Origin of the sequence: Mycolicibacter sinensis (genome assembly GCF_001673565.1) — a bacterium.
Lineage (GTDB): Bacteria > Actinomycetota > Actinomycetes > Mycobacteriales > Mycobacteriaceae > Mycobacterium > Mycobacterium sinense_C.
Genome location: NZ_LZMF01000081.1, coordinates 1 through 13,365 on the forward strand (window position 1 = coordinate 1; position 13,365 = coordinate 13,365).

Consider the following 13,365-nt stretch of genomic DNA (forward strand, 5'->3'; position numbering starts at 1 on the left):
CATGCCGCCGGCTCGCGACGGGCCCGCGGGTCGAAATTCGGTGCGACCCGCAGGCCCGACAGCAAACCACCGCGGCGGTGCTGCATGGCAAACACAGTGGTTACAGCCGGTTTGCCGCGTAGGCGGCGCCTTCCTCGACGATCCCGTCGTAGGCGCCCGGGTAGTGCGCCGAGAAATTCATTCCCTCGGAGCAGACCGGGTCTTCCGGCACGCACAGCTGGATGGTCTTCGCGGCGTACGCGGGACCGATGACCAGAGGCGGCTGGCCCAGGAAGTTCATCGCCCGCTCATTGGGCGTGCCGAAGAGCACCACCGCCGCGACGTGGTCGGCCACCTCGGGGGCCATCGGCCGTGGTACATCCACGCCGACGACGCCGTCGGGGATGGCATTGGCGGTGGAGAATCCCATCACCGCGGCGCCCTGCGAGAAGCCGCTGAGCACCATCTTGGTCTTGGGGCAATTCGCCGCGGTGGCCTCGATGTGGGCGGTGGCGTCGCGGATGCCCTGAATACCGGTCGGCCAGTCGTTGGTGGCCGGGTAGTCGACTGCGTAGACGTCCATCGAACGCTCGCCGATCCGGGGCCGCAGCGCGTCGACGAATGCTTGCCCGGTCTCACCGACCCCGATGGCCTCGTCGGTGCCTCTAGCAAACAAGACTTGGACGTCGGGACAGGGTTCGGCGAAGGCTGAGGGAGGGGTGACGGCGGTGCTCTGCAGCAGCCAGGTCAGCGCTAGCACCACACCGAGGGAGCGAAGAATCCGACGTGTGTTCACCCGTACATGGTGGCATAAGTCGTGGCGCGACGTAAGCAGATAGTGGTGGGAATTCACGCATTCGATGAATCGCGAGCGATCGTGCGACGCGCCGCTGTGCAGGTCATATCGAAGATATGAATTTGGACTGAGTTCCGCTGCGGTGAGCGTGCGGTTACCGTGAGGTGTCTGCCGGGTGTCGTCGGGGCGAGCACCCGGTGGCGGCACCGGAGCAAACTCACACCCGGACGGCCCGGCCGGCGCCGCTGCCCTGGTCCGGGCGAGGCGCCACCGGGTACCGGCGCGCGCCGGCTCTCAGGCGTTCGACGCCCGTCGCGGGCCGTTCGGCGCACCAATGCCGCTGCAATGCCGGGTAAACAGGACACTCCTCGATAAAATTGCCTACGATCCGGTGCGTTCGATCGCCGGTAAACATCGTGGACGGGACAGCATGGCGCATGACACGGGCCCCGCGATGGGCATGTCCGTCGGAGCGACCACCCTGGCGGCGGTCACCGCCGATCGTGCGATCACCCGGCGGCCGGTGCTGACGCTGTTCCGCGACCGCCCCTCCCAGATCGGCATGCCCTCGGAGAATTCGGCGGTCAACGCCGCTCTCGACGAACGCGGCCTGGTGGTGACCGATTTCGTGGACCGGGTCGGCGGCGGCGGGCCGGTGGTGGCCGGCGACGGGTCCACCCACCGCGCCGAGCAACTGCTCGGCGACGGACTGCACGCACTGGCCTACGCCGCGACCGAGGGGCGCCCGATACCGCCCGCGGTGGCGGTCAGTCACCCCGCCCACTGGTCGCGGGAGGCCGTCGGCGCGCTGCGCACCGCGCTGGGCCGGGTCTCGGAGTGGGCGCAGCATCCGGTGACACTGATCTCCGACACCACGGCGGTGCTGACCGCCCTGCAGTCCAATCCGGGTCTGCCCGACCACGGCACCATCGCGGTGTGCGACTTCGGCGGCAGCGGAACCACCATCAGCCTGGTCGACGCCGGGCGTGGTTTCGAACCGGTCGGCGCACCCCGCCGCGTCACCGCGTTCTCCGGTGATGTGATCGACCAGGCGCTGCTGGACCATGTGGTGGCCGATCTGGGCGGCAACGGCGACGGACCCCCGACCGTGGGGTCGCTGACCAGGTTGCGCAGCCAGTGCCGCGACGCCAAGGAGCAACTGTCAACCGAGACGGTCGCCGAGCTGGCGGGATTCCACGGCGGCGTCTGGCTGACCCGCGCCGAACTCGATGAAGCGCTGCGCCAGCCGCTCGACGGCTTCTTCACGGTGTTGCAGAACACCTTGGACGACAACGATATTGTGCCCGACGACCTGTCGGCGATCGTGTCGGTCGGTGGCGGGTCCAACATGCCGACCGTCACGACCGGCCTGTCGCAACGCTTCGGGGCCCCTGTCATCAGCTCGCCGCGGCCACAGCTGACGGCCGCCATCGGTGCCGCGCTGAGCGTCGCGGGCAACGTGGTGGCCACCCCGAAGAAAGCACCGCTGCCGGCCGAGCCACCACCGTTCCCCGAGCCCCCCGCGCCGCCGGTGGAGCCACCGCCGCCGGCAGACACTCCGCCGAACGCGGCGTTGAAACCACTGATCACGCCGCCGCCGGTCCGCCCGGCGCCGGTATCGCCGCGCCAACCGGCCGCGCCGGAGCCCGACGAGATCGACGGCCGTGGTGACGTCCAGTGGTACCGGCGGCCGGTTCCGGTGGTCATCGTGGCCGCATTGGTCGCCATGCTGTTGGGCACGGTGGCCGTGCTGGTGCTGCGGCACGCCGCCGATGGCGAACCGGATTCCGGTGTGCCGGTGTCGGCCACCACGACCACCGTGTCGCCGACCGTTGAGCTGCCACCGGCGTTCGCGCCCCACCCCGCGCCGACTCCACCTGCTGCGCCGGCGGTTCCGGAGGCTCCGGCAGGCCCGGCGTACCCGGCTCCCGAGCACCCCGAGACCCCGGCTAGCCCGTAGCGTTACGCCGCTCGTTTGGCCAGCACCACCAGCGCCAGCGGAATCTGCACCTGTTGTGGGCTGCTCGCCAGCCGAGCGGCGACCCCGGCCTCCAGGCGCTGCACGAACTCGGCCGCCCGCGGGTCGCCGGCCCCACCGGCCAAAGCGGCCGCCAGGGCCGGAAAGACCGCGGCGCTGGTGAAGGCGGACCACTGGGCGCCGAGAGCGCCCGCGTCGCCGTCGAGCAGATAGCGGTCCCAGAACCGGTCCTCGGCGTCGAACACGTCCAACCGCTCGATCGTCAGCGCTTCGAATCTTCCAGCGGGGGCGAACGGTGCGCGCAGTTCCTTCTCGCTGCGCGCGAGCACGGGGATGGTCATGTGGGTGACCTCGTCGCGGCTCATGAAGCCCTCGCCGACCAGTTCGTCGAGCACCGCCACGATCGCGTCGAGCACGGGCCGGTAGCCCGACCGGCCCTGCGCGTCCACCGCAGCGGTCAATACCAGCAGCTTGCCGCCCGGGGCCAGTTCCCTTCCGCGGAAGGCCAGGAAGTCCTGCCAGTCCTGGGCGGCCCGACGGGCGTACTCCTGCCGGGCGGCCGCGTCGTCGCTGTGCTCGACATGGACGTGATCGTCGAATTCGGGCAGTTCCGCTGCCGGCCGGCGCAGCCACATCGTCGCCCAGGACGTCCAGGCCAGGTTGACGCTTTGCGACGGCAGGATCTGGGCGTAGAACGAGCGGCCTATCGCCGACGGGAAGCTGGCCGCGTCCTTGCGGGTGTAGCTATCCGGATCATCGGCCAGCGTGCGGAACAGTGCGGTGAAGTCGTTGTCGGGCAGGTCGGTGTGGGTCACCAGGACGGCGTGGTCGGGCCGGGTGCGCCGGCGGAAGGCCGCGATAGCGGCGCCGATGGGGAGCAGCGAGTTGTAGCCGGTGGCGGCGCCGTAGTCGGCGACGACGATCGGACGCGGCGCGGGAGGCAGCGGAACCGTCGCCGCCAGCTGCTCGAACACCGCGGTGGCATGGCCCAACCCGGCCGCTTGCAATCGCCGCGAGGGGGTTCCGGCGGGCTCCGGGCGGACGACGATGCTCGACTCTGGCATGGACACCTCCGACCGGTTTCGGCGATACCTCCGACGGTAGCGAATGCGGCGGCAGCCGGTCCGGCGCCGGCGGGATCGGCTCGGGGCCAGGCATGGCACACTGCCCGAATGAGCGCGGCACGGCCGGTCCGACGGCTTGCGGTCCTGGTCTCGGTGGCCCTGATAGTGGTCGGGGTCGTCGGTTTCGTGGGCGCGCTGGTCCTCAACGTGTTCGTGCTCGACCGCTACAACGCCTACGGCGAGGTGCCGATCCCGGGGACCGGCACTATCAGGCTGCCGGCCGGGGAGGTGACGGTGAGCCTGCATACCCGGGTGATCTCCAGTCCCAGCGGCGGTGGCCTGCCGGTCCCGCCGCTGAGCCTGCGTCTCGAGCCGCCGGCCGGGGTGGCCGACCCGGAGTTCACCGAGAGCATCGGTGGCACCACGACGGTCAACAACGACGCCCGGCGGCGGTTGTGGCGGATGCGAGTGGCGGCGGCGGGCGACTATCAGATCAGCACCGACGGGCAGGTCGGCGGCTTCATCGCTCCGCGACTGGCTTTCGGGGCGCCCAGTGCCTACGGGTCGCTGGTGTGGGTGTTCCCGGTGGTGTTCGCGATCGGCATCGTGGGCCTGATCGCAGCGCGGTACGGGCCGGTCCGTGGTCGCAGCCCCGCGCCGGCCGGCGCGGAGTTCATCCCCGATGGCGAGGGCGTTCGTATCGAGCAGCTCAAAACCATTACGGCACTGCGCGACTGCGGGGCGTTGACACAGGCGGAGTTCGAGGCCGAAAAGCGGCGAATCCTCAACGAACGCTGAGGGTCAGTGGCTGGGCTGGATTGGCCACTTCCTCCGCACCGCTCGTTCCTCGCGGTGCATCGTCAGTGGCCGCGCGCCACCCACTCGTCGTAGTTCACCAGCTCATCCCCGATACGGGTGCTGTCGCCGTGGCCGGTGTAGACGACGGTGTCGGCCGGCAGTTTTCCGAGCTGCTCGGAGATCGACGCCAGGATCGTCGGGAAATCCGAGAACGAGCGTCCGGTGGCTCCCGGGCCGCCGGAGAACAGCGTGTCGCCGCTGAACACCGCGCCCAAATCCGGTGCGTACCAGCATACCGAGCCCGGCGAGTGGCCCGGAGTGTGCAGTGCCCGGATCTCGGTACCGGCCACCTGCAGCGTCTGGCTCTCCGAAATCGGCTCAAAGCTCTTGTCCGGGTGCGTCATCCGCCACAGCATCTCGTCGGCCGGGTGCAGCAGCACCGGCGCATCGAGGGCTTCGCCGAGCTGCGGCGCCACCGTGATGTGGTCATTGTGGCCGTGCGTACACACCACCGCCGTCACCTTGCGACCGCCGACCGCGTCGAGGATCGGGGCCGCGTCGTGGGCGGCGTCGAAGACCACCACCTCGGAGTCGTCACCGACGATCCAGATGTTGTTGTCGACTTCCCAACTGCCGCCGTCGAGTTCGAAGGTGCCGCTGGTGACCACACGCTGGATCGGGCTGCTCACAGCACCACCACCGAGCGCAGCACCTTGCCGTCGTGCATCTTGTGGAATGCCTCCTCGACGTCGTCGAGGCCGATGCGTTCGGAGACGAATCTCTCCAGCGGCAGCCGGCCCTGCAGGTACAGGCTGATCAGGGTGGGGAAGTCGCGTTCGGGCAGGCAGTCGCCGTACCAGGACGACTTCAGCGACCCGCCGTGCGAGAAGAAGTCGATCAGCGGCATCTCCAGGCGCATCTCCGGTGTCGGGACGCCGACCAACACCACGGTTCCGGCCAGGTCGCGGGCGTAGAACGCCTGCTTCCAGGTCTCGGGTCGCCCGACCGCATCGATCACCACGTTCGCGCCGAAGCCGTCGGTGAGCTCTTGGATGGTCTCGACCGGGTCCTGGGTGCGGGCGTTGATGGTGTCGGTGGCGCCGAAGTCGCGGGCCCAGGCCAGCTTGGTGTCGTCGGTGTCGACGGCGATGATCTTCTTCGCACCGACCAGGGCAGCGCCGGCGATCGCGGCATCACCCACACCGCCGCAACCGATCACGGCCACGGTGTCATCGCGCGTCACCGCGCCGGTGTTGACCGCCGCGCCCAGACCGGCCATCACTCCGCAACCCAGCAACCCGGCCACCGCCGGATCGGCGGCCGGATCGACTTTCGTGCACTGGCCTTCATGCACCAGGGTCTTCTCGGCGAAGGCGCCGATGCCCAGTGCCGGGGTGAGCTCGGTGCCGTCGGTCAGCGTCATCGGCACCGAGGCGTTGAAGGTGTCGAAGCACAGGTGCGGCCGGCCGCGTTTGCAGGCCCGGCACTGCCCGCACACCGCGCGCCAGTTCAAGATCACGAAGTCGCCGGGAGCGACCGCGCTCACCGCCGAGCCGACCGCCTCCACGGTGCCGGCGGCCTCATGGCCCAGCAGGAACGGGTAACTGTCGTTGATGCCGCCGTCGCGGTAGGTCAGATCGGTGTGGCACACCCCGCAGGCGCTGACAGCGACGACGACGTCGTTCGGCCCCGGATCGGGAATCACGATGTCGGTCACCTTGACCGGCTTGCCCTTTTGCCGCGAGATCACCGCGCGCACCGTCTGACTCATGGGCTCAACCATAGGTGGCCGGGGCGGCGCCCGGCGCGGTGGCTTGCGCGGCGACTGCGGGGGTGCGGGTATCGGCGCGCAGGAAGCTGCCGGTGCGTTGCGTGCCGAGCACATCGGTGGGCCGGCCGTCCAAGACCACCGCGCGACCCGAGATGAACACGGCCGCGACGGTGTCGTCATTGCGGTTCACCATGCGTGACATTCCGCCGTACTGCGCGAAAGACTCCTCGGCGTAGGCGTCCAACGTGGCGTCGAGGCGGTCGGGGTCGACGACCACGACGTCGGCGCGGTCGCCGACCCGCAGATGGCCGGCGTCGATCCGGTACCAGTCGGCCAGTTCGCCGGTCAGCCGGTGCACCGCCTGCTCGACGGTCAGAAACGCCTGCCCCGCTCGTTGGGCGTCGACGACGTGGCGCAGCAGCCGCAGGCCCATGTTGTAGAACGCCATGTTGCGCAGGTGCGCGCCCGCGTCCGAGAAGCCCATCTGGATGCCGGGTTCTGCGGCAAGTTGCTTGAGCACCTCGGGCCGGTCGTTGGAGATCGTGGTGTGCCAGCGCAGCGCGGTCCCGTGTTCGAGCACCAGGTCGAGGAACGCGTCGACGGGATGCACCCCGCCGCGCTCGACCCCGACCTGCCCGAACGACTTTCCGATCACCGAGGCGTCGGGGCAGTCGACGATCTCGGCGTCGAAGAAGTCGCGGTGCCAGACCCGGGGCCCGTACTTGTTGGCGTAGTCCTTGCGGAAGCGCCGCCGGTAGGACTCGTCGCGCATCAGCTCGTCACGCTCGACCGACTCCCGCAGATGCAGCGCTTCAGCGCCCGCGCCGAACTCCTCGAAGATCACCAGGTCGATGCCGTCGGCGTACACCTCGAACGGCACCGGCAAGTGCTGCCAGCGGAAATCGGCGCCCAGCTTGGTCAGCATGCGTGACGCCTTGACCATGGCCGGAATCGCCAGCCGGTTGCTCTTGACGTCGGCGGCGGCCAGCAGCGTGGTCTTGAGCGGCCGGCGGAAGATCCCCAGGGCCTGCGCCAGTTGCGAGATCACGTCGAACGGGTTCTTGACGTCGGGGCCGGCCTGCAGAATCCGTCCGCTGCGGCGCAGCTTCGACTTGAGCCGGCGCAGTTCTTTCGCCTTGGCATAGGTCGACGGCAATGTCCGTGACCGGCATACGTCGCCGTCCATCTTGTCGAAAAGCAGCTGCTGGGAAGACATTCCGACGAATCCCGCCTGCAATGCCTCGTCGAGCATCTGTTCCATCCGGGCCTGTTCGGCCGCGGTGGGCCGGACATCGGAGCGGGTGGCGCGGTCCAGCCCCATGGTCGCCGAGCGCATGTCCGAATGTCCGATGAACGCAGTCACGTTCGGGCCGAGCGGCAGTTTCTCGAGGCTGGCGATGTAGTCCGCACAACTCGACCAGGTCTTGAACCGGTCGATCGTGTCGACCACGTACTGCCGCGGGATGGCCTCCACCCGCCCGAACAGGTCGCCGGCATCCGGGCCGTCGACGTGGATGGTGGACAGCGAACAGGAGCCCACCAGCACGGTGGTCACGCCGTGGCGCACGGATTCCGAGAGCGATGGTGCGGTGAGGATCTCGACGTCGTAATGGGTGTGGATGTCGATCAGGCCGGGCAGCACCCATTTGCCCGCCGCGTCGATCACCTGGGGGCAGCCGGTCTCGTCGAGCGGTTCGGCGCTGATGGCGGCGACGTGCCCGTCGCGGATGCCGATGTTGCGGATCGCCGAGGGGGCGCCGGTGCCGTCGAACCACCGGCCGTCGCGGATCACGGTGTCAAAGCTCACGGGGAGGTCCTTTCAAGCGGGATGCTGTTCCCAGCATGGCCCTCGGCCGGCCCGAAGTCTTGACAACAGCGGACATTTCTTTGACAGTTGCGGACATGTCGGTGGTGCGCGGGACGGCGCTGTCCGGTTACCCGGAACTGGTCAGCGAACTCGGCGGTGATCCGGCCGAGTTGCTCGCCGCTGCCGGGGTGCCGCCCGCGGCGGTCGGGACACACGAGGTGTTCGTGCCGTACCGCGCGGTGATCCTGGCCGTTGAAGGGGCGGCAAGTGCGACCGCCACACCGGATTTCGGGCGGCGGCTGGCGCTGCGCCAAGACATCGGCAACTTCGGGCCGCTGGGGGTGGCGGCGCGCACGGCCGCCACCGTCGGTGCCGGCTTCGCGATCGTGGAACGCTTCCTGTCGGCCTACAGCCCCGCGATCTCGGCGCGGATCCAGCCGGGTGCGAGGCGCACCGAGTCGTTCTACGCCTTCGAGGTGCTCATCGAGCGGTCGCCGCCGCACCCGCAGACCACCGAGCTGTCATTGGGGGTGTCGCTGGGCATCATGCGGATGATGTTCGACGCCCCGTATGCGCCGCTGTCGGTGCACCTTCCGCACGAGCCGCTGACCCCGGTGCGCGAGTACCTGGCCTACTTCGGCTGTCGGCCGTACTTCGCCCAACAGGTCGCGGGTTTCACGTTCCGCACCGCCGACCTGGACCGCCCGCTGCACCGCGACGACCACGCCCATCAGGCCATGGTGCATTACCTGCGCGGCATCACCGCCGAGTCGTCGGGCCTGGCCGCATCGGTACGCGCCATCACCCGGCAGCTGCTGCCCACCGGCACGGTGACCCTGGAGCTGATCGCGGGCGAACTGGGCTTGCACCCCAAGGCGTTACACCGGCGGCTGGCCGCCGAGCAGACCACGTTCGCCGCCCTGGTCGACGGGGTTCGCCGGGATGCCGCCGACCGCTACCTGCGCGACACCGACATCAGCCTGTCGCACCTGACCCGTGAACTCGGCTACGCCGAACAAAGCGTGCTCAGCCGGTCCTGCCGGCGTTGGTTCGGGTGCAGCGCGACCGGTCACCGCAAGGCGGTTCGCGCCGCGATACGTGCGGAGGCCGGGCTCGGCAGGCTCTAGGCTGGCCTGCGATGTCCGCCCTCGACGCTCCCGGAGCCCTCGCTACCCTCGACGACTGGCCGGTCGGTCACGCGGCCGCCGCGGTGATCGGCCCGCAAGGCGTGTTGGCCACCCACGGCGACACCGAGCGGCCGTTCTATCTGGCCTCGGTGACCAAACCACTGGTGGCCCGCGCGGTGCAGGTCGCGGTCGAGGAGGGGGCCGTCGAACTGGACACGCCGGCCGGGCCGCCCGGGGCGACGGTGCGGCATCTGCTCGCGCACGCCTCCGGGCTCTCGGCGGACTGCGACCGGGTACTGGCCAAGCCGGGCACTCGGCGGGTCTACTCCAACCACGGCTTCGCGGTACTGGCGGCGGCGGTGCAGGACGCGTCGGGCATCGAGTTCGGCCGCTACCTGGCCGAAGCGGTGTTCGAGCCGCTGGGGATGGCGGCCAGCCGGCTGGACGGCGGTGCCGCGGCGGCCGGTTTCGGGGTCACCTCGACCGTCGCCGACCTGGCCGCCTTCGCCGGTGACCTGCTGGTACCGGCCACGGTGTCACCGCAGCTGCACGCCGAAGCCACCAGCGTGCAGTTCCCGGGACTGAACGGCGTGCTGCCCGGTTATGGGCCGCAGCGGCCGAACGACTGGGGGCTGGGGTTCGAGATCCGGGACGGCAAGTCGCCGCACTGGACCGGCGCGGCCAACTCGCCTCGGACCTACGGTCATTTCGGCCAGTCAGGTACCCTGATCTGGGCAGATCCGGCGATCGAGCGGGTGCTGGTGGTGCTCACCGACCGCGACTTCGGCGACTGGGTGACGGGCCGGTGGCCCGAGCTGGCTGACGCCGTCGTATCGGAGTACGCCCGGGACTAGCCAACAGGCGTCTCACAAGGCACAATAGACCCATACGACACTAGAATATGCAGCAGTATCACTGCTCAGCTCGGTTCCGCCAGGCCGTTGGGGAAGACGTCCCTCGTGGATCCGAAGGAGCAACTGATGCGCGCGACGAATCAATTCGCCGACGTGACCAGCGGCGTGGTGTACATCCACGCGTCGCCCGCGGCGGTGTGCCCGCATGTCGAGTGGGCGCTGACCTCGACGCTGAATGCCCAGGCCAAGCTCAATTGGACGCCGCAGCCGGCCATGCCCGGACAGCTGCGCTCGGTGGTCAACTGGGTCGGGCCGGTGGGCACCGGTGCCCGGCTGGCCAGCGCGCTGCGCTCCTGGTCGGTGCTGCGCTTCGAGGTCACCGAGGACCCCAGCGCCGGGGTCGACGGCCAGCGGTTCAGCCACACCCCGCAACTGGGGTTGTGGAGCGGGGCGATGAGCGCCAACGGTGATGTGATGGTGGGCGAGAATCGCCTGCGCACGATGATGGCGGCCGGCGCCGACGCGTTGGCCGCCGACCTGGAAACCGTGCTGGGCACCGCCTGGGACGAGGCCCTGGAGGCCTTCCGCGACGGCGGCGACGGCGCCGAGGTGTCCTGGCTCAGCCGCGGCGTGGGCTGAGTTCTCCTTCCGCGAGCAGACGTGAAAGCCCCCTTTTGAGCACGTAATTGGGGGCTTTCACGTCTGTTCGGCGTTATTGGGGCCGCAGGATCTGCAGCGCGCCCGGCACCGCCGATACCGTCACCGGCAGTGGGGCGACGAAGTCGCCGTCGGCGTAGGCGTTGATGCCCGGGCACTCCACCCGAATTGAGGCGGCCCGCCGGGTGCTCACCTCGTCCAGGCTCACATGGGTGCCCTTGAACACGGTGGGGAACAGCCGGATCAGCTTCGTGCGCGAATCCGAGTGCACCATGGTGACGTCCAGCAAGCCGTCGGAATGATCGGCGCCCGGGCAGATCTGCATGCCGCCGCCATAGCTTCGGGTGTTGCCGAAGGCCGCCAGCGTCAGATCGATGTCGAGCGGCTCGTCGTCGTCGAAGGTCAGCCGGAACGGCAGCAGCCGCAGCTTGGAGATCTCCGCCACCATGGCCACGTTGTAACGCATCCGGCCATGCGGCCACCGCATCCGGTTGACGCGGTCGCTGACCAGCGAATCGAAGCCGGCCGCCATCACGGTGCCGAACCAAGACGGCCCGGCACCGTCCGGGACGATCCGGCCCAAATCGACCGTCTCGGTCCAGCCGTCGGCGACGACGTCGGCGGCGGCCTCGGGATCACCGGTGGGCAAACCGTATTCGCGGGCGTGATCGTTGCCGGTGCCGGCCGGGATGATGCCCAGCGGTACGTCGCCGAGGGCCAGCGCCTGCAGCGCCAGTGAGATGACGCCATCGCCGCCGGCCACCACCACCGCGTCGGTGCCCGCGGCCAGCGCCTCGTCGAGCAACTGCCGGGCGTGCCGGGCATCGGCGCCGACGATGTGGTTGACGTCGACGCCGCGCTGCTGGAAACGGGCGAGTGCCCGCTCGGCGGCGTGCCGGGCGTTGCCGTGCCCGGCCGCCGGGTTGGTCAGCAGCGTGATCCGCTTGTTCACGGGATGAGTTTGCCGGGATTGAGGATTCCGGCCGGGTCCAGGGTGGCTTTGACCGCCCGCAGCACCTGCACACCGAGTTCGCCCACCTCGTCGCGCATCCAGGGCCGGTGGTCGGCGCCGACGGCGTGGTGGTGGGTGATGGTCCCGCCGGTGCGCGTGATCGCTTCGCTGGCAGCGGTTTTGGCGGCCCGCCACTGCTCGATCGGGTTGCCGCGCTGGCCGGCGACGACGGTGAAGTACAGCGAGGCGCCGGTGGGGTAGACGTGCGAGATGTGGCACATCACCAACGCCGGGGTGCCGCTGTCGGCGAGCGCGGTGGTCAATGCCTCGGTGACGGCGGCCTTGAGGGTGGGCAGGTTGGACCAACTCGTGGCGGTTTCCAGCGTTTCGCACAGCGCCCCGGCGGCCAGCAGTGAATCCCGCAGGTATGGCGCCGAGAAGCGGCCGTGTTCCCAGGCGCGTGCCGGTTGCTCGCCCAGCGAGGTGCCGCCCTGGGCGGCAAGCAGCGCCCGGGTTTCGGCGTGCCGGCTCTCGGTGTGCTCGGCGGTTCCTTCGAACAGCGTGATGGCCAGGCAGCCGCCGGTAATCTGCTGTTCGCCGATCTGCTCGGTGCTCGCCAGGTTGACACCGGTCTCGGCTTCGTCGGAGAGGCGGACGACGGTGGGGCCGGTGCCGGTCTGGGTGATCGCCCGCAGGGCCGCGGCGCCGGTGGCGAAGTCGGGGAACGACCACGCCTCATAGCGGGTGGTCGCCGGCACCGGGTGCACCCGCACCCGGACGCGGGTGATGACGCCGAACACGCCCTCTGAGCCGATCAGCAATTGACGTAGGTCCGGGCCGGCGGCGGAGGCCGGGGCGCGGCCCAGATCCAGCACGCCGGCCGGGGTGATCGTCCGCAGGCCGCGGACCATGTCGTCGAATCGGCCGTAACCGGCCGAATCCTGGCCGGATGACCGGGTGGCGGCAAATCCGCCGAGGGTGGCGAACTGGAAGCTCTGCGGGAAGTGACCCAGTGAGAAGCCGTGCTCGCCGAGCAGGCGTTCGGCGTCGGGACCGGTGACGCCGGCGCCGAATTCTGCTTCGCCGGAGATCTTGTCGAGGCTGATCAGTTCATCGAAGCGCCGCAAGTCCAGTGAGATCACCGCGGCGAAGTCGCCACGGATCGGGTCGAGGCCGCCGACGACGCTGGTGCCGCCGCCGAACGGCACCACCGCGATCCCCTGTTGGGTGCAGTAGCTCAAGATCGCGGCGACTTCGTCGTCGGTCGCGGGCAACAACACGGCATCGGGCGCATCCTGGGACCCGGAGGCGTTGCGCCGCAACAGGTCCAGGGTGGACTTGCCTCCGGCGCGCAACAGCCGGCCGGCCTGATCGATCCGGCAGAACTCCTCGCCGACGATCGCGGCCAGTGCCTGGTGGTGGGTATCGGTAAGCGTCGACGGGCGCAGCGGCACCTGATCGGGGGCGACTTCGGCGACCGGGGTTCCCTCGATGCCGAGCGCCGCCTTCAGCAGCTGGCGGATGCCGTCGGACAGCGGTATGGCGGCCGACGGGTCGCCCCAGGCGTTCCACTTCATCGGGG

General features: G+C 69.7%; 12 protein-coding genes. 5 read left to right on the top strand and 7 right to left on the bottom strand.

Going from position 1 to position 13,365, the window contains the following annotated elements; genetic code table 11:
* Positions 1-100: 100 nt before the first annotated feature.
* The gene (locus A5648_RS12930) at positions 101-775 is read right to left on the bottom strand and encodes a cutinase family protein (RefSeq protein WP_082947178.1); all 675 of its coding nucleotides are present in this window, start codon (positions 773-775) and stop codon (positions 101-103) included.
* Positions 776-1,205: 430 nt separating this feature from the next.
* Between A5648_RS12930 and A5648_RS12935 the strand changes: the two genes are divergently transcribed.
* Positions 1,206-2,735 carry an Hsp70 family protein gene (locus A5648_RS12935; RefSeq protein ID WP_065024935.1) on the top strand — a complete coding sequence of 510 codons (1,530 nt, stop codon included), beginning with the start codon at positions 1,206-1,208 and terminating at the stop codon, positions 2,733-2,735.
* Between the two features lie 2 nt (positions 2,736-2,737).
* On the opposite strand, the gene A5648_RS12940 is transcribed toward A5648_RS12935, so the two are convergent.
* Positions 2,738-3,817 carry an SAM-dependent methyltransferase gene (locus A5648_RS12940; RefSeq protein ID WP_082966470.1) on the bottom strand — a complete coding sequence of 360 codons (1,080 nt, stop codon included), beginning with the start codon at positions 3,815-3,817 and terminating at the stop codon, positions 2,738-2,740.
* Between the two features lie 108 nt (positions 3,818-3,925).
* Between A5648_RS12940 and A5648_RS12945 the strand changes: the two genes are divergently transcribed.
* Entirely contained in the window at positions 3,926-4,615 is a 690-nt protein-coding gene (locus A5648_RS12945) for an SHOCT domain-containing protein (RefSeq protein WP_065024936.1), read from the top strand.
* Between the two features lie 62 nt (positions 4,616-4,677).
* Here the strand turns inward: A5648_RS12945 and A5648_RS12950 are convergent, their stop codons facing one another.
* Genes A5648_RS12950 through A5648_RS12960 form a run of 3 tightly spaced genes read right to left on the bottom strand, consistent with a single transcriptional unit; the run spans position 4,678 to position 8,193 of the window.
* The gene (locus tag A5648_RS12950) at positions 4,678-5,304 is read right to left on the bottom strand and encodes an MBL fold metallo-hydrolase (RefSeq protein WP_065024937.1); all 627 of its coding nucleotides are present in this window, start codon (positions 5,302-5,304) and stop codon (positions 4,678-4,680) included.
* Positions 5,301-6,386 carry an S-(hydroxymethyl)mycothiol dehydrogenase gene (locus tag A5648_RS12955; RefSeq protein ID WP_065024938.1) on the bottom strand — a complete coding sequence of 362 codons (1,086 nt, stop codon included), beginning with the start codon at positions 6,384-6,386 and terminating at the stop codon, positions 5,301-5,303. Before A5648_RS12955 ends, A5648_RS12950 begins: the two co-directional genes overlap by 4 nt.
* Before the next feature lie 4 nt (positions 6,387-6,390).
* Positions 6,391-8,193 (bottom strand): N-acyl-D-amino-acid deacylase family protein, encoded by a 1,803-nt coding sequence (locus A5648_RS12960; RefSeq protein ID WP_065024939.1) that lies wholly within the window; start codon positions 8,191-8,193, stop codon positions 6,391-6,393.
* A gap of 95 nt (positions 8,194-8,288) precedes the next feature.
* Here A5648_RS12960 and A5648_RS12965 point away from each other — a divergent pair, with 95 nt between their 5' ends.
* The 3 genes from A5648_RS12965 to A5648_RS12975 all read left to right on the top strand — a co-directional run bounded on the left by A5648_RS12965 (position 8,289) and on the right by A5648_RS12975 (position 10,813).
* Entirely contained in the window at positions 8,289-9,320 is a 1,032-nt protein-coding gene (locus A5648_RS12965; protein WP_065024940.1) for an AraC family transcriptional regulator, read from the top strand.
* A gap of 11 nt (positions 9,321-9,331) precedes the next feature.
* The gene (locus A5648_RS12970) at positions 9,332-10,174 is read left to right on the top strand and encodes a serine hydrolase domain-containing protein (protein ID WP_065024941.1); all 843 of its coding nucleotides are present in this window, start codon (positions 9,332-9,334) and stop codon (positions 10,172-10,174) included.
* 126 nt (positions 10,175-10,300) lie between these two features.
* Complete coding sequence (locus A5648_RS12975; protein WP_064855248.1) at positions 10,301-10,813, top strand: DUF3145 domain-containing protein; 513 nt, start codon at positions 10,301-10,303, stop codon at positions 10,811-10,813.
* A 73-nt stretch (positions 10,814-10,886) separates the two neighbouring features.
* Here A5648_RS12975 and A5648_RS12980 read toward each other — a convergent pair whose 3' ends face one another.
* Positions 10,887-11,783, bottom strand: coding sequence for a diacylglycerol kinase (locus A5648_RS12980; protein WP_065024942.1), 897 nt, complete (start codon positions 11,781-11,783; stop codon positions 10,887-10,889).
* Entirely contained in the window at positions 11,780-13,360 is a 1,581-nt protein-coding gene (locus tag A5648_RS12985) for an FAD-linked oxidase C-terminal domain-containing protein (RefSeq protein ID WP_207511695.1), read from the bottom strand. Before A5648_RS12985 ends, A5648_RS12980 begins: the two co-directional genes overlap by 4 nt.
* Positions 13,361-13,365: the final 5 nt, after the last annotated feature.

Bases quoted from the DNA above. Each gene is read 5' to 3' on its own strand.
- A5648_RS12965 (WP_065024940.1), top strand. From the start codon at position 8,289: ATGTCGGTGGTGCGCGGGACGGCGCTGTCCGGTTACCCGGAACTGGTC.
- A5648_RS12955 (WP_065024938.1), bottom strand. From the start codon at position 6,386: ATGAGTCAGACGGTGCGCGCGGTGATCTCGCGGCAAAAGGGCAAGCCG.
- A5648_RS12970 (WP_065024941.1), top strand. From the start codon at position 9,332: ATGTCCGCCCTCGACGCTCCCGGAGCCCTCGCTACCCTCGACGACTGG.
- A5648_RS12975 (WP_064855248.1), top strand. From the start codon at position 10,301: ATGCGCGCGACGAATCAATTCGCCGACGTGACCAGCGGCGTGGTGTAC.
- A5648_RS12935 (WP_065024935.1), top strand. From the start codon at position 1,206: ATGGCGCATGACACGGGCCCCGCGATGGGCATGTCCGTCGGAGCGACC.
- A5648_RS12940 (WP_082966470.1), bottom strand. From the start codon at position 3,817: ATGCCAGAGTCGAGCATCGTCGTCCGCCCGGAGCCCGCCGGAACCCCC.
- A5648_RS12985 (WP_207511695.1), bottom strand. From the start codon at position 13,360: ATGAAGTGGAACGCCTGGGGCGACCCGTCGGCCGCCATACCGCTGTCC.
- A5648_RS12945 (WP_065024936.1), top strand. From the start codon at position 3,926: ATGAGCGCGGCACGGCCGGTCCGACGGCTTGCGGTCCTGGTCTCGGTG.